The sequence below is a fragment of the Dactylosporangium sp. CA-233914 genome (assembly GCF_050942935.1).
Taxonomy (GTDB): domain Bacteria; phylum Actinomycetota; class Actinomycetes; order Mycobacteriales; family Micromonosporaceae; genus Dactylosporangium.
This window is the reverse complement of record NZ_CP192030.1, coordinates 1898783-1918018: the sequence shown is the minus strand read 5'-3', so window position 1 is coordinate 1918018 and position 19236 is coordinate 1898783. Positions and strand designations below refer to the sequence as shown.

Here is a 19236-nt window from a genome sequence, read left to right as displayed (position 1 = left end):
GTCGTTACATGACTGCGCGCCGAGACCCATCGGATGTCGGCGCGCGGGTTTACTTTGTAGTTCTGCGCAGGTTGCGGCGGCCTGATCTTCAGGCCATCGCCGGCTCGGCAAGCCGGACCAGGTGGTCCGTCTCCGAGGCCGCGGCGGCGAGCCGGTCGTTCTCGGCGCGGAGCCGGATGACCTCGAACTCGAGCGCACGAACCTTGGCGCGCAGTTGGGTGACCTCGTCGACAAGGCGCCGATCGGGCGCGCTGCCTACGTGGCCGTAGAGGGCCTTAGCCATATCGTCTCCTTGTTAAGCGCAGCCGGTCGACTCCGGCAAACGCGCGCCCAGCACCCGCGACCGAAGCACAGGGCATGAATGGGCGCGACTGGCGACCCCTCTATAGTCCTTCCGGCGCGCGACTTAGTCAAGCCGCAGGGCACGCCAAACGTGCTGGCCAGGGTGTTCTCACTCACCCGGGTGCGTGATCCACACCGCCGCGCCGATCGTGGCAGTGTGCCACCGGTTGCCCCGTGGCGCCACTGCAAAGTAGCGTCATGTCCGGGAATTCTGAGGACGATGGGACCGGGAGGGTGCGATGACGGCACCGCGGCCCGGCCTCGCCGCCCGGCTGGGCCCGACCGGCATCGCCGCGATCGTCGCCGGCGGGCTGGTGCTCTTCGGCCTCGGCGCCGTGATCATTCCGGGCCTCACGGGCGGCGGCTCGCAGCCACCCCGCGCGGAGGCGGAGCAACCGGTCTCACCCGGACCGTCCGCGTCGGCCGCACCCCCGCCCGGCGCTCCCCCGACCAGCGCGGCCCCGCCCCCGGCGACCGCCGCGACCACCCTCGTCGCCGCGAACTTCCACAACGGCTACGAGGACCGGGTCGTACAACTCATCAACGGCGAACGGCGCAAGAAGAAATGCGACCCGCTGCGCACCGACGCCAAGCTACGCGCGGCCGCGCGTGGGCACGCCGCCGACATGGCGGCCGGGGGCTTCACCGGCAGCCGGGGCAGCGACGGCAGCGGGGCGCAGGATCGGGTCAGCGCGGCCGGCTTCGACGGCTTCGCCGACGAGGTGACCGCCAAGGGCGGCGACCCCGGCGACGTCGTCAAGCACTGGATGCGCGACAGCAATGCGAAGGACGTGCTGCTCGACTGCGACATCACATCGATCGGCGTCGGGGCCGCGATGCGCGGCAAAACGCCTTACTGGACCGTGGACACCGGCCGTGCTTGAGGGGGCCCAGCATCGTTAGTCCGGTCGTGGACCGGGTTCCGACGCTCCTGCCTCTGCGGGCGCATCCGCTGGCCCGGCCACACGCGTGGGAGATCGTCGCGGGACACGGTCCGGCGTTCACCGTCGTCGTCGATGTCGCGGGCGGGCCCGGCAGCGGCCGGGACCCGCTGTGGACCGCGGCCATGAGCCGCCTGGCCGCGGCGGGAGTGCGACTGCTCGGCTACGTCGACGTCGACTACGGCACGCGCCCGGTCGCGCAGATCCGCGCGGACGTCTACCGCTGGGCCGGTTACCCCGTCCGCGGCGTGTTCCTCGACCACACTCCCGTCAGCCCGTACGCGATCGGCCCGGTCGCCGTCGTCGCGCAGTCCGCCGCCCGCGCCGACCTGCCCGAGGTGGTCCTGAACCCCGGCGAGCCGCCCGACGAGGCCTACCGCGACCTCGGCCTGCCCGTGTGCGTGTTCGACGGCAGCTGGCGGGAGTACCGGCGCTGGAGCGGCGAGGGCGCGCGTCCGGGCGACGGGCACCTGGTGCACGCCGTGCCGCCGTGGGAGCTCGACGAGGCCGCGCGGCTGCAGGTCAGCCGCGGCGCCGGCTTCGGGCTGGTCACCGACCTCGGCGCGCCCGACCCCTACACGGACCTGCCCGCCTGGTGCGGGCTCGTGCCCGGTCTGGGCGAGCTGGGGAGCGAGCCGGGGGCCGGTCCGACCCCCGCGCCCCGCCGCCCGCGCCCCTACCGCGCGCTCAGCGTGGTGCGAGGCGGGGCCGCGGCTGGCAGCGGGGACACGAGAACGAGGACCGGTTCATGAACGCCTCGCGGCGGATCGGGCTGCCGCACCGGTTGCAGGGCAGGCCCTCGCGGCCGTAGGCGTTCAGGGAGCGGTCGAAGTAGCCGCTCTCGCCGTTGACGTTGACGTACAGCGCGTCGAAACTCGTCCCGCCCTGCCCGATGGCCTCGTTGAGCACGTCGCGGACGTGGCCGAGCAGGCGCCGTACGACGGGGCGGGAAAGCTGCGACGTGTCGCGCACGCCGTGCAGGGCGGCCCGCCACAGCGCCTCGTCCGCGTAGATGTTGCCGACCCCGGAGATCAGCGTCTGGTCCAGCAGCGCCCGCTTGACCTCGGTGCGGCGCCTGCGCAGCCGCTCGATGAACGCGTCGTCGGCGAAGAGCGGGTCGACCGGGTCCAGCGCGATGTGCGCGAGCTCGCCCGGCAGCACCGCGCCGCCGGCCGACACGCTCAGGCCGCCGAATGTGCGCTGGTCGACGAAGCGCAGTTCGGAGCCGTCGTCGTCGAAGGTGAACCGCACCCGCAGGTGGGTCTCGGCCGCGGCGTCGGCGGGCTGCATGAGCAGCTGCCCGGACATGCCGAGGTGACCGACCAGCGCGTCCTCGTCGTCCAGGGGCAGCCAGAGGTACTTGCCGCGGCGCATGACGGGCCCGACGCGCCGGCCCGCGAGGACGCCCGCGAAGTGCTCGGCGCCAGGCAGGTGGCGGCGGATCGCGCGCGGGTGCAGCACTTCGACCGTGGCGATGCGCCGGCCGGACACCCACTTGTCGAGGCCCCGGCGGACGGTCTCGACCTCAGGCAACTCAGGCATGGAATCCCTCTAGATCGCGTAGTGCCAGACGGTGATGAGGTAGGAGCCGTACCACAGCCCGAACGCGCCGAGGCCGGTCAGGACCAGCGCCGCGGTGCGCGGCCGCGCGCGCCCGAGCGCGACCGCGGGCGGCACCAGGATCAGCAGCGCGGGCACGAGCAGGCGGGGCTTGGAGTGGTAGTACCCGGCCTGGCCGAGGACCAGCACGAGCACGATGAGGCCGTACACCACCAGCGGCGGCCACACCCGCATGCGGACGGCGGTGATCGCGAGCGCCACGACGCCGAGGAGCATCCAGGCGATGCTCACCTGGATCCAGCCGTCGCCGGCCTTGAACGCGTCGCGCAGGAACGTCAGCGTGGACTCGCCGTAGTCGAACGTGGTGCCCCAGCCCGCGGTCTGGATGTCGAACCACGCGCCGAGATCGCCGACGCGCAGCCCGACCCACAGCAGGTAGGCGGGCACGCCCGCCAGGGCGACGACGGCGGCCCCGACGGGCTTCCACACGGGTGTACCCCCGGCGCCCTGCGCGTCCGCGCGTCGCTTGTACACGGCGAGCAGCGCGGCGACGGCGAGCGCGATCGCCGCGGCCGCGCCCGTGGGCCGGGTCAGGCCGGCGCCGAGCCCGAGGAGGCCGGCGAGCAGCCAGTCGCCGCGGTGCGCGCACAGCAGCATGCCGGCGACGAGGGCGGTGAACAGCGCCTCCGAGTAGCCCATCGACAGCGCCATCGACATCGGCTGCGCGCAGAAGAGGGCGGTGAGGGCCAGGCCGGCGCGCTCGTCGTACAGCCGCGTCCCCAGGGCACACAGCAGCACCGCCGCGGCGCCGCCCGCGAGCCACGACACGGTGATGGCGGCCGTGCCGTAGTCCAGGCGCGTCACGAGGTGCACGAAGCGCACCGTCATCGGGTATCCGGGGAAGAACGCCAGACCGTTGCCGACCAGATGACCGTCGATGTCGTAGCTGTACCCGCGCGGGTACCCCTCCTCGGCGACCCGGACGAAGTGCCCGCCGTCCCAGGCCAACAGGCGGTCGCGGATCTTGCCGTCGGGCGCCATCCACCACAGCAGGGCCAGCTGGACGAGGCGGCTGACGGCGTAGATGCCGAGCGGGAAGGCGATCAGCGCCGAACGGGCGCGCTGCGCGATCTCATTGACCGGCGTCATCGTGGTCATCGGCTGGCGGCTCCTCGGCCCGCTTGGGGGGTTCGGCCCCGTGGGTGTCGGCCGGCTCCGCCGCCCCGGCGTACGCGGCCGCCTCGGGCTGCACGCCCGACAGCTCGCGCCAGGCGGCCTCGGCGGCGCGCTGCTCGGCCTCCTTCTTGCTGCCGCCCTGCGCGCCGCCGTAGCGCTGCTTGGCGACGATCACCCAGGCGGTGAACCGCTTGGCGTGGTCGGGGCCCTCCTCGTCGATGCGGTACTCGGGCACCCCCAGCCCGCGCCCCGCGGTGAGCTCCTGCAGGCTGGTCTTCCAGTCCAGGCCCGCGCCGCGCAGCGCCGCCTCGGCCATCAGCCCGTCGAACAGCTTGTGGATCACCTGCGCGGTCGTGTCCAGGCCGTACTGCAGGTAGATCGCGCCGATCAGCGCCTCCAGCGTGTCGGCGAGGATGCTGGCCTTGTCGCGCCCGCCCGTCGCCTCCTCGCCCTTGCCCAGCAGCAGGAAGGGGCCGATGCCCCCGGGCCCGAGCCGCCGCGCCACGTCCGCGAGGGCGCGCATGTTCACGACGCTGGCGCGCAGCTTGGCCAGTTGGCCCTCGGCGAGCTTGGGGTGGTTCTGGAACAGCGCGGTGGTGATCACGACGCCGAGCACCGCGTCGCCGAGGAACTCCAGGCGCTCGTTGGTGGGCAGACCTCCGTTCTCGTACGCGTACGAGCGGTGCGTCAGCGCGCGTTTGAGCATCTCCGGGTCGAATTCGACACCGAAGGCGGCCTCGAGATGGTTCTGGTTCTTCACGAGCGCTCTCCCAGTGCGTCACGGATGGTGAGCCCGCCGGCCGAGGAGAGTTCGGTCAGCAGATCGTCGGCGAACCCCGCGACCGCGGGGGTGATGCGTTCGCGGTGCAGCCGCGCGGCCAACGCGATGCCGTCGGCGACGGCGGCTCCGTCGGCGGAGCCGTGGCAGACGACGACGTCGCCGGCCACGCCGAGCAGCACGGCCGCCGCCTCGTGCTTTCCGGACGTTTGTGATCTGGAGATGTCCGGAACGTGGTGGATGGCGGCCATCGCGCCCTCGATGCCCTTGAGCAGGACGTTTCCGGTGAACCCGTCGGTCACGATGACGTCGGCGGGGCCTCCGCGCGGTACGTCGAAACCCTCCACCAGACCGACGTAGCGTCCGCCGGCGGGCAACGGGATGTCGGAGAGCGCGATCGACACCGCGCGGCGCAGCCGGTCGCCCTTGCCCAGCTCACTGCCGATGGACAGCAGCCCGACGCGCGGGCGCGCGATGCCGAGGGCGACGGAGGCGAACGCGGTGCCGAGCACGGCGTGCTGTACGAGCTCGAGCATGGTCGCGTCGAGGGTCGCCCCGACGTCGACGAGCAGGACGGGCCCCCGCTCGGTGGGCAGCTGCGCGGCGAGCCCGGGGCGGCGTACCCCGCGCAGCCGGCCGAGCACGTGCGCGGACGCGGCGACGGCGGCGCCGCTGGAGCCCGCGGAGACCATCGCGTCCGCACGGCCGGCGTAGACCGCCTCCGCGGCCGCGCGCACCGACGTGGAGCGGCGGACGTTGCGCAGCGGCGGGTCCCCCATGCCGATCGCGGAGTCGACCACGACGACACTGACGCGCTCGCGGTCGGCGACCGGGAGCGCGCCAAGGACCTCGTCGGCCGTTTCGCGCGGCCCGACGAGGACGAGATGAAGGTCTGGATCGGCGCTGCATGCGCGCAGAGCGCCGTCAACCACGACGGCGGGAGCCCCGTCCCCGCCGAGGAGGTCGACGGCGATCCGCGCGACGCCGGACGGGTTCTCCCCGCCGTGCGGCGATCGGTCGGATCGCGTCACCCGGATCCGGTGGTCAGACCTCGATGACCTGGCGGCCGTTGTACGTGCCGCAGACCGAGCAGGCCGCGTGGGGCAGCTTCGGGGAGCGGCACTGCGGGCACGGCTGGGTGGAGACCGCGACGGCCTTCCACTGGCTCCGGCGCGACCGGGTGTTGCTGCGCGACATCTTCCGCTTGGGAACGGCCACGGGACCTTACTCCTCTGACGTCTTGATCTGGGACAGGGCGGCCCAGCGTGGGTCGATCTGCTCGTGGGTGTGCCCCGCGGGCAGTTCGTCCAGCGGTGTCCCGCAGTCGGGGCACAGCCCTGGGCAGTCTTCACGGCACACGGGGTTGGCGGCCAGGGAGAGCACCACCGCGTCCCGCAGTGCCGGCTCCAGGTCGATCAGGTCGCCCTGCAGCCGTCCGACCTCGTCCTCGTCCGTCGTCTCGTCCGTCGTGCTGTGCTCGTAGGCATAGAACTCTTGGAGCGGGACGTCCAGCGTGTCGCTGACCGGGCGTAGGCAGCGCCCGCACTCGCCGACCAGCGGGCCGGTGACGGTGCCGGAGACGAGAACGCCTTCGGACACCGACTCCATGCGCAGCTGGAGGTCGAGCTCGGCGCCGTGGGGCACGCCGATCAGCTCCAGGCCGAGGTCGTTGGGCGCCGGCACCTTCCGCGACACCGCATGCAGAGCGCCCGGTCGGCGTGGGAGGTCCCTCGTCTCGAGGACCAGCGGCGACCGGGGATCCAGGTGCGGGTGCTGTGGTTGATGTGGCATCTTTCAGACTCCGGCCAGGTAGGGCCGACGGACTAGGATACCCGAGCGGCTGATCTCGCGTCGAATCGCCCCCAACACTACCGCGCCCGTCAGAACGGCAGCGGCCGGTCGTCTTCACCGGCGGGGGTGAAAGAACCGATCTCCCGCAGCGCGTGCATCTTGTCGCGCCCGCGCTCGATCGAGGCGAGCGACCTCGTGAGGAACTGCTCGAAGTTGGCCAGCGCCGTGTCGACGTAGTCGTCGACCTCGTCGCGCAGCCGCTGCGTCTCCGCGCGCGCCTCGTTGATCATCCGCGACGCCTCGTGCTCCGCCGAGACGACGATCTCGTTGATCGACACCAGGCGCGTGTGCTCGGCCTCGGCCTCGGCGATGATCCGCTCCGCCTCGCGCCGCCCCGCGTCGACGATCTTGTCGCGCTCGTCGAGCAGCGCGGACGCCCGCCGCAGCTCCCCGGGCAGATCGGCGCGCAGCTGGTCGAGCAGATTGATCATGTCGGCACGGTCGAACACGAAGTTGCTCCGCGACATCGGCGCCGACCGTGCACCCTCAACCAGCGCGATGATCTGGTCGATGCTCTCGAGCGGATCCACCTGCGGTCACTCCTGTTCCCAACGCTGAACGACGTAACCATCATGCGGCCCGGACCCCGCAGCCGCTTTATCGCCACTCGGGTGTTGCACTTACTTTCGCGTCGCGGCGAACCGTTCACGCAGGCGATTCGCCACGAGATCGGGTACATGTGGCGAAACGTCGCCGCCCCATTTGGCGACCTCTTTGATGAGGCTGGAGGAGACGAAGGAGTACTTCGGGTTGGTCGGCATGAACAGCGTCTCGATCCCGCTGAGCCCGTAGTTCATCTGCGCCATCTGCAGCTCGTAGTCGAAGTCCCCGGCGACCCGCACGCCCTTGACGATGGCGTTGATGTCGTGGGCGTGGCAGAAGTCGACCAGGAGTCCCTGGAACGCATCGACCCGGACATTGGAGTACGGCGCGGTCACCGCCGCGAGCATCTCCAGCCGCTCGTCGACCGTGAACAGCCCCGCCTTGCTCTGATTGATCAGTACCGCGACGACGACCTCATCGAACACCTGCGATGAACGACCGACGATGTCGAGGTGCCCGTTGGTGACCGGATCGAACGAACCCGGACAGACCGCGCGCCTCATTGCACCAGCCCAAGCCTCATGAGCGGGGACCGTACCAAAGGATCGCTTAACCCGTGCGCGAGCCATCCTGATCGCGTCGGTCGAACCACAGAGCGCCTGCTCGCCGCGGCCGCGCCCGCGCGCCGGCCCACCTGGTCGCCGCCGGCGCTCAGCCGTCCTGCTCGCGGCGCGCGTACCACAGCGACGTCTCCCCGTATCGCCGCTGCGCCACCGCCCGCAGCCCGTCGGGCCAGGCCATCGGCACGCTCCGGCTGGACCGCTCGACCACCACCACCGCGTCCGGCGCCAGCCACCGCTGCGCCAGCCCGTCGACCACCGCACGGACGCGTTCGTCCGGCACCGCGTACGGCGGGTCGACGAACACCGCGTCGTAGCGCTCGTCCGGCTCCCCTGCCACGAGCCGCTCGACCTTGTCCGTCACCAGCCGCACCCGCGCGGCGACCCCGAGCGTCGCGATATTGCCCCGGATCACGCGGGCCGCCTTGGCATCGGCCTCGGCGAGCAGCACGTGCGCGGCCCCGCGCGAGCACGCCTCGAACCCGACCGCCCCCGAGCCCGCGAACAGATCGGCGAAGCGCGCCCCGTCCAGCTCGATCAGGTTGTCCAGGCTGCTGAACAGCGCCTCCCGCACCCGGTCCGAGGTCGGCCGCGTCCCTTGCCCGGCCGGCACCACCAGCCGCCGCCCGCCCAGCGCTCCGGCCACGATCCGCGTCACGCGCTCCAGGGTAGGCGGTGACGTACGCCACCCCGCCGACCCGCCGCCGCCCGCCGGCCGCCGCGTTCGCGCGGAATGTGATTCACCTCACGGACGGAGCGCGCGAATCAGCTCTTCTCCAGGTATTCCGCCCGTTCCTCGTCGACGAGGCGGGCGATGGTCGCCGCCAGGGCCGGGTGGCGCTCCAGCTCCCGGTCCTCCTCGATCAGCTCGGCCGCCTCCGTGCGCGCCTCGCCGATCAGATCGGCGTCGCGCAGCAGCGACAGCAGGCGCAGGTGGGACCGGTGGCCGGACTGCGACGCGCCGAGGACGTCGCCCTCGCGGCGCTGCTCCAGGTCGAGCTCGGCGAGCTTGAAGCCGTCGGTGGTCGAGGCGACGGCGTCCAGCCGCGCCCGCGCGGGCGTGCCCTCGCCGGACTCGGTGACGAGCAGGCACAGCCCCGGCGCGCTGCCCCGGCCGACGCGCCCGCGCAGCTGGTGCAGCTGGGAGACGCCGAAGCGGTCGGCGTCGAGGATCATCATCATCGTCGAGTTGGGCACGTCGACGCCGACCTCGATGACGGTGGTGGCGACGAGGACGTCGAGGTCGCCGGCGGCGAAGGTCCGCATGACGGCGTCCTTCTCCTCGGCGGGGAGACGGCCGTGCAGCACACCGATGCGCAGGCCGTGCAGCGGGCCCTCCTGCAGCTGCGGCGCGACGTCCAGGACCGCGACCGGGGGCCGGCGGCCGTCGTCGCCGACCGGCGGGACGTCCTCGCCGTCGGAGTTCGCGTCGCCGATGCGCGGGCACACGATGTACGCCTGGTGCCCCTTCGCGACCTCCTCGCGCAGCCGGCGCCAGCCGCGGTCGAGGTACGCGGGCTTCTCGGTGACCGGCACGACGTGGGAGGCGATCGGCGAGCGGCCGCGCGGGAGCTGGCTGAGCACCGACGTCTCAAGGTCGCCGAAGACGGTCATCGCGACCGTGCGCGGGATCGGGGTGGCGGTCATGACCAGCACATGCGGCGGCTGGTCGGCCTTGGTACGCAGGGCGTCGCGCTGCTCGACGCCGAAGCGGTGCTGCTCGTCGACGACGATGAGGCCGAGGTCGGCGAAGTCGACGCCCTCGTAGAGCAGGGCGTGAGTGCCGACCACGATGCCCGCGGCGCCGCTGCGGATCTCCTCCAGGACCCGCCGGCGCGCGGCCGCGCCCAGGGAGCCGGTCAGCAGCGCGACCCGGGTCGCCTCCGCCGCGGCGTCCAGCTCGCCGGCCCGAGCCATCGCGCCGAGCAGATCCGTGACGTTGCGGTGGTGCTGGGCGGCGAGGACCTCGGTCGGGGCGAGCATCGCGGCCTGGCCGCCGGCGTCGACGATCTGCAGCATCGCGCGGAGGGCACACAGCGTCTTGCCGGAGCCGACCTCGCCCTGCAGCAGCCGGTGCATCGGGTGGGCCCGCTCCAGGTCCGCCGCGATCTCCTCGCCGACGTCACGCTGGCCGCGGGTCAGCTCGTACGGCAGCCCGGCGTCGAATGTGGCGAGCAGCCCACCGGCGCGGCGCGGGCGCGGCACCGCCGGCCAGTCCTCGGCCCGCTTCTTGCGCTGCACCAGGGTCAGCTGCAGCGCGAACGCCTCGTCCCACTTCAGGCGCCTGCGCGCGATGGCCAGCGACTGCTGCGACTCGGGGCGGTGGATCTCGCGCAACGCCTTGTCCAGCGAGGACAGGCGCCGGCTCGCGCGCGTCGTCGCGGGCACCGGGTCGGGGGTCGAGGGCAGGACGTCGAGGACGGTGCGCACGGCCGCGGCGATGCGCCAGGTGGGCACGCGCGCGGTCGCGGGGTACACCGGGATGATCGCCCCGGCGAACTCCTCGACCGCCTCCTCGCCCTCGCCCGCGTCGAGCAGGACGTAGTCGGGCTGGTTGAGCTGCAGCTTGTTGTTGAAGCGGCCGACCTTGCCGGAGAACAGCCCCCAGCGGCCCGGACGCAGCTGGCTCTCCCGCCACGGCTGGTTGAAGAACGTGACGCTGATCTCGCCGCCGCCGTCGTCGCCGACGACCGCCTCGACCAGCGAGCCGCGCCGGCCCCGGGTGTTGCCCCGCTGCTGCACGAACTGCCGCGAGTTGACCCGCTTGACCTGCCCGAAGACGGTGACGTCGGTGTCGATCTCCAGTGCCCGGATGTCGGTGTGCTCGCCGCGCTCCTCGTAGCGGCGCGGGAAGTGGTAGACCAGATCGCCGACGGTGTGCAGGTCGAGGTGCTCGGCGAGCAGCTTCGCGCCGTTGCCCCCGAGCACCTTCGAAAGCGGCGTGGTCAGGTCGATGTCGGCCAACTCGGCTTTCCCCGTTCGACAGTTCGCTCTTACTCGAGGCCCACCAGCAGCGGATAGTGCGGCTGGCCCCCTTCGTAACACTGCACCTCGACGAACGGCCACGAGCCCTCGACGTGTGAACGCAGGGCCGCGCCGAGGCCCTCGGGCGCGTCGCACCCCGCGACGAGGGTGACGAGCTCGCCGCCCCCTGCGAGCATGCGGTCCAGCAGCCGCCCGGCGGTCTGCGACAGGTCCCGGCCGATGAGGTTGACCTCGCCGTCGACGATCGCGAGGACGTCGCCCGGCTGGCACCGCCCGGCGACGGTCAGCGCCTCCCGCGCGGCCACCGTGATCTCGGCGGAGCGGCACCGCGCGGCCGCCTCGGCCATGGCGATCACGTCGTCCTCGAACCGCCGGGTGGCGTCGCGTACGGCCATCGCGGCGAGCGCCTGGACCGGCGAGCGGGTCGGCACGACGTCCGCGCGGACGCCCGCGGCGCGCGCCTCTGCGGCGGCGGCCGAGGCGACGGCCAGGACGTTGGGGTCGTTGGGCAGCACCACGACGCGCGCCGCGCCCGTGCGCCGGATCGCGTCGAGCAGCTGCACGGTGGACGGGTTTCCGGTCAGCACCTCGGCGCCCTCGGCCGCGAACAGCTCCGCGAGCCCGGGTCCGGCGCAGACCACGACGACAGCGCGTTCCCGGGCGCCCGCGCCCGGGTCCAGGCCCACCGCGCCCGAGTCCCGGCCCACCGCGCCGGCGGGTGCGGGGACGGGCACCGCCTCGTCACGCACCGGCGCGGACGGCGCACCATCGTGCGCCGGGGCGCCCGCTCGGGCGCCGATCAGGTCGGCGAAGCGGGTCACCGTGATCCGGCTCGGCCGCCCCGCCTCGACGCCGGCCTCGATCGCCGCGCCGACGTCGTTGACGTGCACATGGACGTGCCAGGTCGGCTCGTCACCGACCACGACGAGGGAGTCGCCGAGCCCCGCGAGCACCCCCCGCAGCGTCCCGACCGCGTCCGTGCGCGCCTCCAGCAGGTACTGGACCTCGTACGCGAACTCCTCGGATCCCGCCTCCCGCTCCACCGTCGCGCCCGGGCGCCCGCCGGCGGGCACGACCGGCACGACGGGCGCGTCCGGCGGCGCCTGCCCGGTCAGCGTCTCCACCAGCGCGTCGAGCAGCACCACGAGCCCGCGCCCGCCCGCGTCGACCACCCCGGCCCGGGCCAGCGCCGGCAACTGCTCGGGCGTCCGCGCGAGCGCGACCCGCGCCCTTCAGCCGCCGCCCGGGCGACGGTGATGACGCCCCCGACCCGCCCGCGCTCGGACACGGCCTCGACCGCCGCTGCGGCCGCCGCCACCCCGACGGACAGCACGGTGCCCTCGACGGGCGCCGCGACCGCGGCGTACGCCCCGCGCGCGGCCGCCGTGAGCGCCGAGGCCAGCGCCGCACCGGAGACCGGCTCCGCTGCGTCCAGCCCGGCGGCGAGGCCCTTGAGCAGCTGCGCCATGATGATCCCGGAGTTGCCGCGGGCCCCGAGCAGCGCCCCGCGCGCCGCCCCGCGCAGCACGTCGGCGGCCGACGCCCCGGCGACGGTGGCGGCCGTGGCCCCATCGGCGGCGGCGGTCATCGTGAGCACCAGGTTCGTGCCGGTGTCGCCGTCGGGCACCGGATACACGTTGAGCGCGTCGATCTCGGCCTGGTGACGCCGCAGCGCGGCCAGGCCGGAGGCACACCACCGGCGGACGGTCGCGGCGTCCACACTGTCTGGCACGCGCCAGAGCCTAACGGTGAGCGCCGTCATTCCCCACCGATGCGGGCCCGAGCGGGCCGATTGGGTGTCGCGGACCCGGATCAGGTAACCTTGCCGGGTTGCCCGCCGCTCACCCGGCCGGTGACGCCTGGAACGAGGTCCGCGGCGCGGGTCCGTTCCGATCAGAGACTGCAATCAACCCAGGAGATCCCCGTGGCTAGCGTGTGCGACGTCTGCGGCAAGGGACCGGGCTTCGGCCACAACGTGTCCCACTCGCACCGGCGGACCAACCGCCGTTGGAACCCCAACATTCAGACGGTGCGCACCCCGGCCGGTGGCGGCACCACGCGGAAGGTGCAGGTCTGCACCTCCTGCCTCAAGGCCGGCAAGGTCGTCCGGGGCTGAGCCCAGAACGCCGAAAGGCCCCGTGACTGCGGTCACGGGGCCTTTCGCCATGTCCGCGTCAGAGATCGCGGCCGAAGGAGCGCACGTCGGGGTACCCCTTGTAATGCCCGAAGTCCGCGATCCTCGCATAGCCGCTGCGCTCGTAGAGCCCGATCGCCTCGGGCTGCGCCGTCCCCGTCTCCAGCCAGATCCGCTGCCGCCCGGCCTGCCGCGCCGCGTCCTCGACGGCCGCGAGCAGCGCTTTGGCGACCCCGCGGCCGCGGAAGAGCGGCGCGACGTACATCCGCTTGATCTCCGCGGTCGTCTCGTCCTCGGCGAACGTACGGAAGCCGACGCAGCCGGCCGGCTCGTGGCCGAGGTACGCGACGAGGAAGGCGCCCTCCGGAGGATCGAACTCGCCGGGCTGGATCGGGGTGCTGTCGCCCTCGCCGCCGTACCGCTCGCTCAGGTCGGCGAGGGCAGCCATCGTGAGCGCGGTGGCGACCTGCGAGCCGTAGCGGGTCAGCTGAATGTCGATCTCGTTCACGACAGTAGAGAGTACGGGCGTCCTGTTACCGGAAGTGATCCCATCCGGGGGCGCCGCCGGTGTACCTGCGCCCGTCCACGGTCACGCCGTCACCGGCGGTGAACAGCCCGGCCGGCAGGACGGATCCGACGACGAGCCACTCCTCGCCCAGCGGGGTGTCGGGCGGGAACGTGGCGGCCAGCGCATGATCGTCGCCACCGGCGAGAATCCAGCCGTACGGGTCCACGCCCAGCGCGGTCGCGGCGGCGTGCATCGCCTCCGGCACGGTGAACGCGTCGCGGCGCACGTCGATGCCGACGCCACTGGCGGTCGCGATGTGACCGAGGTCGGCGAGCAGCCCGTCGGAGATGTCGATCATGGACGTCGCGCCCGCGCGCGCCGCGACGGGGCCGAGGTGGTACGGCACGTCGGGGCGCCGGTGCGCGTCGACGAGCAGCTTCGGCGAGCGGAAGCCGCGCGAAAGGATGGTGTATCCGGCCGCGGCGTGCCCGATCCGCCCAGCGACCGCCACGACGTCCCCCGGGCGCGCCCCCGAGCGCACCACCGGCGCCCGGCCCTCCAGGTCGCCGAGCGCGGTGACCGCGATGGTCAGCGTCGGGCTCGCGGAGGTGTCCCCGCCCACGACGCTCGCGCCGGTCTTCGCCGCCTCCGCGGCCAGGCCGTCGGCGAGCCCCTCGGCCCAGGAGATCTGCAGGTCTGCCGGGGTGCACAACGCCACCAGCAGGGCCGTGGGGCGCGCGCCCATGGCCGCGATGTCGGCGAGGTTGGCCGCGGCCGCGCGGTGGCCGACATCACGCGCGCTGGACCAGTCGCGACGGAAATGCCGCCCGTCGACGAGCACGTCGGTACTCGCCACGACGCGCGCGTCCGGCGCGGCGACGATCGCCGCGTCGTCCCCGGGACCGAGCAGAACCAGGGGCGACGCCGCCCCGAGCCGGGCCGTCACCCGCGAGATGAGCCCGAACTCCCCGGTGGTCGCTACGGTCACCCCTCCTCCAATCTGATGCTCGATAGTGTCGCCGAAGCCGCGTGTCATGGCATGATCACGCACGGCGGTTGATTTGCCGATCCCATTCTTGCGGTAGGTTGACGCCTGATCAGCGCCCGGACAGCGCAGGGAGGGAGTCGTGTCGTGGTACAGGCATACATCCTGATCCAAACAGAGGTCGGCAAGGCACGCGACGTCGCCACGGCCATCCAGGGTCTCACCGGGGTGGTGCGCGTCGACGCGGTCACCGGCCCGTACGACGTTGTGGTGCTCACCGAGGCCCGCAACATCGACGAGCTCGGCCAGCTCATCGTCTCGAAGGTCCAGCTCGTGCCCGGAATCACCCGCACAGTCACCTGCTCGGTGGTGCACTTGTAGTGACCACCGACACCATGACGCGCCCCGCACCGAGCCCGGCGCGGGTCGCGACCCTCGCGGCGCTGCCGATCGCTCTGGTGGCGGGCCTGCTCGCCTTCTGGGGCCTGGGTGGTTTCCCGGGTGGGGCGAAAGAGCCGAGCGTGGCAGCCGTACCAGCTGAGGCTCCCCAGCTCGCCCCGTCCCCGGCCGCGGTGTGCCGTGCCCTGGTGGCCCGCCTCCCGGAGGAGCTCGGTGGCCTGCGCCGCCGCCCGGTCACGGCCGGCGGCGAGCAGAACGCCGCCTACGGCGACCCAGCGATCGTGATCTCCTGCGGCGTGCCGTCCCCCGCGGTTCCCCCGGAGGCGCAGCTGCTGGGCCTGTCGAACGTATGTTGGTTCCTGGAAGAGCGCTCGTCCGAGTCCGTCTGGCGGACCATCGATCGCCAGGTGCCGCTGCGCGTGGTGGTGCCGAAGTCCGCCGACGGATCCTGGCTGGTGCACCTTTCAGCGCCGATCGTCGCCACCGTGCCCGCCACGGACCCCGGCGAGGTGCACTGCTGAACCCCATCTCCTCGGTTTCGGTGTCGCGCGCCCGCGCACCGATCTCAAGGAGGCCCGCTCCGTACTCCCCCGCGACACCGCCCACCGCGACACCGCCCACCGCGGCGTCCACGGCGCGGCGGGATCAGCCCAGGGCGGCGTCCAGGGCGCGGCGGACGTCCGCGACCAGGTCGGCGGTGTCCTCGACGCCGCACGAGAAGCGCACGAGACCCTCGGGCGCGTCGTCGCCCCACTGAGCCCGCCGGTCCGCCGAGGAGTGCAGCCCGCCGAAGGACGTCGCGGCGAACACCAGCTCGGACGCGCCCAGGAAGCGGTCCACCGCGGCCTTGCCGGCCAGGACGAACGTCACGACGCCGGGGATGCGGCGCATCTGCCGGGCCGCGGCCTCGAACGCGGGGTCGCCCGGCCGGCCGGGCCAGCGCACGGACGCGACGGCCGGATGGCCGGCCAGCAGCTCGCTCACGGCCGCCGCGTTCGCCGTCTGCCGCGCCAGGCGCAGGTCCAGCGTGCCGAGCGAGCGGTGGGCCAGCCAGGCCTCGAACGCGCCCGGGATGCCGCCCGTCCGCGCGCGCCACGTGCGGATCGACGCGACGAGTTCGGGATCGCGGGCGCAGACGTACCCGAGCAGCATGTCGGAGTGCCCGGTCAGCGCCTTGGTGGCCGAGGCGACCGAGAAGTCCGCGCCCAGGTCCAGCGGCCGCTGCCCGAGCGGGGTCGGCGTGGTGTTGTCGACCGCGACGAGGCCCCCGCGCGCGTGCGCCCGCGCGGCGAGATCGGCGATGTCGCAGACGTCGAGTCCGGGGTTCGAGGGAGTCTCGAGCAGCAGCAGCCGCACGTCGTCGAACGCCGGATACGGCCCCGCCGTCGGCATCGTGCGCACCTCGACCCCGCGCCCGGGCAGGTGCTCGCCGGCGAAGGCACGAGTGAGGAAGTACCCGTCAGAGGGCAGCACCACCGTGTCGCCCCCGCGCAGCGTGGCGAGCAGGACTGCGGTGATCGCGGCCATGCCGGAGGCGAACACGACGCACTCGCCGCCCTCCAGCTCGCCGATCGCCTGCTCCAGCATCCGGTACGTCGGGTTGTCCGTCCGCCCGTACCCGTCCACGCCCGCCTGCGGCCCCGCGACCGGATCGAGGTGATACGGCGCCACGAACACCGGCGAGGGCATGAACGGCTTCCCGGCGACCGGCGCCGGCACCCCGGCGTGCACGACCCGCGTGCCGTCGCCCCGCACGGGCACGCCGGCACCCTCCGCGGCCGCGGTGGATGCCGGGCCAGCCCCGGCCCCGGCCCCGGCCCCGGCCCCGGCCCCGGCCCGGGTGGGGCCGGGGGGCTCGGTGGCGGTCATCGGCCGGTCGAGGGGACGCCCGGCCGCTCCGGCTTGGTCTCCCGCGCCATCAGGGCGGCGATCGCCTTGAGCGGGTCCACACCCTCGTGGCAGACCTGCTCGACCTGCTCGGTGATCGGCATCTCCACGCCGACGCTGTGCGCGAGGTCACGGATTGACAGGCAGCTCTTGACACCCTCGGCGGTCTGCCGGGTCGCGGCCTGCGCCTGCTCCAGGGTCTCACCGCGGCCGAGGCGCTCGCCGAACGTACGGTTGCGCGAAAGCGGGGACGAGCACGTCGCGATCAGGTCGCCCAGGCCCGCCAGCCCCGCGAACGTCATCGGGTTGGCGCCGAGGGCCGCGCCCAGGCGGCCGGTCTCGGCCAGGCCCCGGGTGATGAGGGTGGCCTTGGTGTTGTCGCCGAACCCGAGCGCGGAGGCCATCCCGTAGGCGAGGGCGATCGCGTTCTTCACGGCGCCGCCGAGCTCGCAGCCTACGACGTCGTCGTTGGTGTACGGCCGCAGGTAGCGCGTGCTGATCGCTCGCTGGACGAGCTCGGCGCGGCGGATGTCGCGGCACGCCACGACGGTGCCCGCGATCTGCTCGGCGGCGATCTCCGGCGCGAGGTTGGGGCCGGTGACGACGGCGACGCGGTCGGGCTCGACCCCGGCAACCTCGACGATCACCTCGCTCATCCGCTTGAGGGTGTCGAGCTCGATGCCCTTCATGAGGCTCACCAGGGTCGCGTCCGCGCCGATCGCGCCGCTCCAGGCGGAGAGGTTGGCGCGCAGCGTCTGCGACGGCACGGCCAGCACGACGAGGTCCGCCCCGTCGATCGCCTCGTGGGCGTCCGCGGTGGCGGTGACGGCCTCCGGCAGCCACGTCGCGGGCAGGTAGTCCGGGTTGGTGTGCCGGTCACGGATCGAGGCGGCGAGCTCGGGGCGGCGCGCCCAGACGGTCACGGCCGGGGTGCCGGCGTCGGCCAGGATCTTCGCGAATGCTGTGCCCCAGGAGCCGGCTCCCAGGACCGCCGCGCGCTGGATGCTCATGCCGCCTGCTCTTCGGGCCGCTGCGTGCGCTTCGGGGTCCACAGGGGTGGCGGCGTGCCCTCGCGGATCTGCGCCAGCATGTCGCGCAGGTGCAGCATGACGTGGTCGGTGATCTCGCCGAGGACCTGCGCCGTGGGCTGCGCGTCCGACCAGGCCGACAGGTCGAGGGGCTCGCCGGTCACGATCGTGATCTTCGCGCGCGGGAGCAGCTTGAGCTTCTTCGTCCGCGGGTCGTAGATCTGCTCCGGGCCCCACATGACGATCGGGATCATCGGCGCCCGGGTGTCCAGCCACAGCCGCGCCGCGCCGGTCTTGCCGCGCATCGGCCACAGGTCCGGCTCGCGCGTCGTGGTGCCCTCGGGGTAGATGACCACCGCCTCGCCGGCCCGCACGCCCGCCCGCGCGGCCTCGAGGGCCTTGACGGCGTCGGTGGTGCCCCGGCGGACCGGGATCTGGTGGACGGCCTTGAGCAGGTAACCCAGCACCGGCACCTCGAACAGGCTGGACTTGGCCAGGAACGACGGCCACCGGCCCGCGTCGTAGATGTAGTGCGCCACGGCGAGCGGGTCCGCGTGGGAGATGTGGTTGACCACGATGATCACCCCGCCCTCGCCCGGGATGTGCTCCATGCCCCGCCAGGTGCGGCGGGTCAGCACCTGGATCGCGGGCTTGACGGTCACGACGGCGAAACGCCGCCAGAAGCCCAGCCTCTGGCGCACCATCTCACCCTCCCCTCACGGTTCTGCTGCGAATCATGCCACTGCCGGGCGCCCGGTGGCCGTGTCAGGATGGCTCATGCACTGCCACGGCCAATCGACGCCCCAGCCGACGGCACCCGACCGGCCGGCCGCCTGGGTGGCCGTGGTCCCCGTCAAACCCCTGCCAGCGGCCAAAACGCGCCTGCGCGGCGCGGTGCCCGAGGCCGTACACCCCGATCTGGTCCTGGCCATGGCCCGTGACACGGTAGCTGCCGTCCTCGCCTGCCGCGTGGTCGCCCGCGTCGTGGTGATCTGCGACGACCCGGCGGTATGCGCGGAGCTGACCGCCCTCGGTGCGCTGTGCCTGCCCGACGCGCCCGCGGCGGGCCTCAACGCCGCCCTGGCCCACGGCGCTCAGGCCGCCCGGCGCTCCGTCGCGCCCCGCCACCCGGCGGACGGCCCCGCCGCCGACGATGCGGGCGACGTCGGCGTCGTCGCGCTCACCGCGGACCTGCCCGCGATGCGGCCCGCGGACCTGGAGTCGGCGCTGGTCGCGGCCGCGCGGGCGGGGCGGCGGGCGTTCGTTCCCGATCTCGAGGGGACGGGGACGGTGCTGCTGGCCGCGCCCGCCGGCGAGGCGCTGGCGCCGCACTTCGGGCCCGGTTCCGCCGGGGCGCACCTGCGCTCGGGCGCGACACGGCTGGACGGAGCGTGGCCGAGCCTTCGACGCGACGTGGACACCGCGGCCGATCTCGATGCCGCGGCGCGGCTGGGACTCGGCGCACATACCGGACAAGTCCTCTACACGGTAGCGTGATC

At 73.4% G+C, this 19236-nt stretch carries 22 protein-coding genes and 1 pseudogene; 6 read left to right on the top strand and 17 right to left on the bottom strand.

Features of this window, described 5'->3' with window-relative positions; all coding sequences use genetic code 11:
• Positions 1-88: 88 nt before the first annotated feature.
• Positions 89-283 (bottom strand): hypothetical protein, encoded by a 195-nt coding sequence (locus ACQPY0_RS08740; protein WP_432986710.1) that lies wholly within the window; start codon positions 281-283, stop codon positions 89-91.
• A 298-nt stretch (positions 284-581) separates the two neighbouring features.
• On the opposite strand from ACQPY0_RS08740, the gene ACQPY0_RS08735 reads away from it, so the two are divergent.
• Positions 582-1226 carry a CAP domain-containing protein gene (locus ACQPY0_RS08735; RefSeq protein WP_432986708.1) on the top strand — a complete coding sequence of 215 codons (645 nt, stop codon included), beginning with the start codon at positions 582-584 and terminating at the stop codon, positions 1224-1226.
• Between the two features lie 26 nt (positions 1227-1252).
• On the top strand, positions 1253-2035 hold the full coding sequence (locus tag ACQPY0_RS08730) for a spherulation-specific family 4 protein (RefSeq protein WP_432986706.1): 783 nt from the start codon (positions 1253-1255) through the stop codon (positions 2033-2035).
• On the opposite strand, the gene mutM is transcribed toward ACQPY0_RS08730, so the two are convergent.
• The 11 genes and pseudogenes from mutM to ACQPY0_RS08675 form a co-directional block, all read right to left on the bottom strand.
• On the bottom strand, positions 1971-2825 hold the full coding sequence (mutM, locus tag ACQPY0_RS08725) for a bifunctional DNA-formamidopyrimidine glycosylase/DNA-(apurinic or apyrimidinic site) lyase (RefSeq protein ID WP_432986704.1): 855 nt from the start codon (positions 2823-2825) through the stop codon (positions 1971-1973). The two genes, ACQPY0_RS08730 and mutM, sit on opposite strands and share 65 nt — an antisense overlap.
• 9 nt (positions 2826-2834) lie before the next feature.
• The gene (locus tag ACQPY0_RS08720) at positions 2835-4001 is read right to left on the bottom strand and encodes a mannosyltransferase family protein (RefSeq protein WP_432986702.1); all 1167 of its coding nucleotides are present in this window, start codon (positions 3999-4001) and stop codon (positions 2835-2837) included.
• Positions 3976-4725 (bottom strand): ribonuclease III, encoded by a 750-nt coding sequence (rnc, locus tag ACQPY0_RS08715; protein ID WP_432995083.1) that lies wholly within the window; start codon positions 4723-4725, stop codon positions 3976-3978. The genes ACQPY0_RS08720 and rnc overlap by 26 nt, the downstream gene beginning before the upstream one ends.
• Positions 4726-4775: 50 nt before the next feature.
• Positions 4776-5828, bottom strand: coding sequence for a phosphate acyltransferase PlsX (locus tag ACQPY0_RS08710; protein WP_432986700.1), 1053 nt, complete (start codon positions 5826-5828; stop codon positions 4776-4778).
• Positions 5829-5841: 13 nt separating this feature from the next.
• Positions 5842-6015, bottom strand: coding sequence for a 50S ribosomal protein L32 (gene rpmF, locus ACQPY0_RS08705; protein ID WP_259861936.1), 174 nt, complete (start codon positions 6013-6015; stop codon positions 5842-5844).
• 6 nt (positions 6016-6021) lie between these two features.
• Complete coding sequence (locus ACQPY0_RS08700) at positions 6022-6588, bottom strand: YceD family protein (protein WP_432986698.1); 567 nt, start codon at positions 6586-6588, stop codon at positions 6022-6024.
• An 89-nt stretch (positions 6589-6677) separates the two neighbouring features.
• A complete protein-coding gene (locus ACQPY0_RS08695) occupies positions 6678-7178 on the bottom strand; it encodes a hypothetical protein (RefSeq protein WP_432986696.1) in 501 nt (166 codons plus the stop codon).
• A gap of 90 nt (positions 7179-7268) precedes the next feature.
• Complete coding sequence (gene coaD / locus ACQPY0_RS08690) at positions 7269-7754, bottom strand: pantetheine-phosphate adenylyltransferase (RefSeq protein WP_432986694.1); 486 nt, start codon at positions 7752-7754, stop codon at positions 7269-7271.
• Positions 7755-7902: 148 nt separating this feature from the next.
• Positions 7903-8469 (bottom strand): 16S rRNA (guanine(966)-N(2))-methyltransferase RsmD, encoded by a 567-nt coding sequence (gene rsmD / locus ACQPY0_RS08685; protein ID WP_432986692.1) that lies wholly within the window; start codon positions 8467-8469, stop codon positions 7903-7905.
• 107 nt (positions 8470-8576) lie between these two features.
• Entirely contained in the window at positions 8577-10775 is a 2199-nt protein-coding gene (gene recG, locus ACQPY0_RS08680) for an ATP-dependent DNA helicase RecG (RefSeq protein ID WP_432986690.1), read from the bottom strand.
• 29 nt (positions 10776-10804) lie between these two features.
• A pseudogene (locus tag ACQPY0_RS08675) lies at positions 10805-12528 on the bottom strand (DAK2 domain-containing protein).
• A 192-nt stretch (positions 12529-12720) separates the two neighbouring features.
• On the opposite strand from ACQPY0_RS08675, the gene rpmB reads away from it, so the two are divergent.
• On the top strand, positions 12721-12912 hold the full coding sequence (rpmB, locus tag ACQPY0_RS08670; RefSeq protein ID WP_190249618.1) for a 50S ribosomal protein L28: 192 nt from the start codon (positions 12721-12723) through the stop codon (positions 12910-12912).
• Between the two features lie 58 nt (positions 12913-12970).
• Here the strand turns inward: rpmB and ACQPY0_RS08665 are convergent, their stop codons facing one another.
• A complete protein-coding gene (locus ACQPY0_RS08665; RefSeq protein WP_432986688.1) occupies positions 12971-13438 on the bottom strand; it encodes a GNAT family N-acetyltransferase in 468 nt (155 codons plus the stop codon).
• A 25-nt stretch (positions 13439-13463) separates the two neighbouring features.
• Entirely contained in the window at positions 13464-14426 is a 963-nt protein-coding gene (locus tag ACQPY0_RS08660) for a thiamine-phosphate kinase (RefSeq protein WP_432986686.1), read from the bottom strand.
• Positions 14427-14570: 144 nt separating this feature from the next.
• Here ACQPY0_RS08660 and ACQPY0_RS08655 point away from each other — a divergent pair, with 144 nt between their 5' ends.
• Together ACQPY0_RS08655 and ACQPY0_RS08650 are read left to right on the top strand one after the other, a co-directional pair.
• Positions 14571-14804 carry an Lrp/AsnC ligand binding domain-containing protein gene (locus ACQPY0_RS08655; protein WP_432986684.1) on the top strand — a complete coding sequence of 78 codons (234 nt, stop codon included), beginning with the start codon at positions 14571-14573 and terminating at the stop codon, positions 14802-14804.
• A complete protein-coding gene (locus tag ACQPY0_RS08650; RefSeq protein WP_432986682.1) occupies positions 14804-15343 on the top strand; it encodes a DUF3515 domain-containing protein in 540 nt (179 codons plus the stop codon). The genes ACQPY0_RS08655 and ACQPY0_RS08650 overlap by 1 nt, the downstream gene beginning before the upstream one ends.
• A gap of 124 nt (positions 15344-15467) precedes the next feature.
• Here ACQPY0_RS08650 and ACQPY0_RS08645 read toward each other — a convergent pair whose 3' ends face one another.
• The 3 genes from ACQPY0_RS08645 to ACQPY0_RS08635 form a co-directional block, all read right to left on the bottom strand.
• A complete protein-coding gene (locus tag ACQPY0_RS08645) occupies positions 15468-16583 on the bottom strand; it encodes a cystathionine gamma-lyase (protein WP_432995081.1) in 1116 nt (371 codons plus the stop codon).
• Positions 16584-16687: 104 nt separating this feature from the next.
• Positions 16688-17719, bottom strand: a complete 1032-nt coding sequence (locus ACQPY0_RS08640; RefSeq protein WP_432986680.1) for an NAD(P)H-dependent glycerol-3-phosphate dehydrogenase — start codon at positions 17717-17719, stop codon at positions 16688-16690.
• Complete coding sequence (locus ACQPY0_RS08635) at positions 17716-18441, bottom strand: lysophospholipid acyltransferase family protein (RefSeq protein ID WP_432986678.1); 726 nt, start codon at positions 18439-18441, stop codon at positions 17716-17718. Before ACQPY0_RS08635 ends, ACQPY0_RS08640 begins: the two co-directional genes overlap by 4 nt.
• A gap of 73 nt (positions 18442-18514) precedes the next feature.
• On the opposite strand from ACQPY0_RS08635, the gene cofC reads away from it, so the two are divergent.
• Positions 18515-19234, top strand: a complete 720-nt coding sequence (cofC, locus tag ACQPY0_RS08630) for a 2-phospho-L-lactate guanylyltransferase (RefSeq protein WP_432986676.1) — start codon at positions 18515-18517, stop codon at positions 19232-19234.
• Positions 19235-19236 lie beyond the last annotated feature (2 nt).

Bases quoted from the DNA above. Each gene is read 5' to 3' on its own strand.
- ACQPY0_RS08640 (WP_432986680.1), bottom strand. From the start codon at position 17,719: ATGAGCATCCAGCGCGCGGCGGTCCTGGGAGCCGGCTCCTGGGGCACA.
- rnc (WP_432995083.1), bottom strand. From the start codon at position 4,725: ATGCTCAAACGCGCGCTGACGCACCGCTCGTACGCGTACGAGAACGGA.
- ACQPY0_RS08735 (WP_432986708.1), top strand. From the start codon at position 582: ATGACGGCACCGCGGCCCGGCCTCGCCGCCCGGCTGGGCCCGACCGGC.
- ACQPY0_RS08635 (WP_432986678.1), bottom strand. From the start codon at position 18,441: ATGGTGCGCCAGAGGCTGGGCTTCTGGCGGCGTTTCGCCGTCGTGACC.
- mutM (WP_432986704.1), bottom strand. From the start codon at position 2,825: ATGCCTGAGTTGCCTGAGGTCGAGACCGTCCGCCGGGGCCTCGACAAG.
- ACQPY0_RS08740 (WP_432986710.1), bottom strand. From the start codon at position 283: ATGGCTAAGGCCCTCTACGGCCACGTAGGCAGCGCGCCCGATCGGCGC.
- coaD (WP_432986694.1), bottom strand. From the start codon at position 7,754: ATGAGGCGCGCGGTCTGTCCGGGTTCGTTCGATCCGGTCACCAACGGG.
- ACQPY0_RS08720 (WP_432986702.1), bottom strand. From the start codon at position 4,001: ATGACCACGATGACGCCGGTCAATGAGATCGCGCAGCGCGCCCGTTCG.
- ACQPY0_RS08700 (WP_432986698.1), bottom strand. From the start codon at position 6,588: ATGCCACATCAACCACAGCACCCGCACCTGGATCCCCGGTCGCCGCTG.
- cofC (WP_432986676.1), top strand. From the start codon at position 18,515: ATGCACTGCCACGGCCAATCGACGCCCCAGCCGACGGCACCCGACCGG.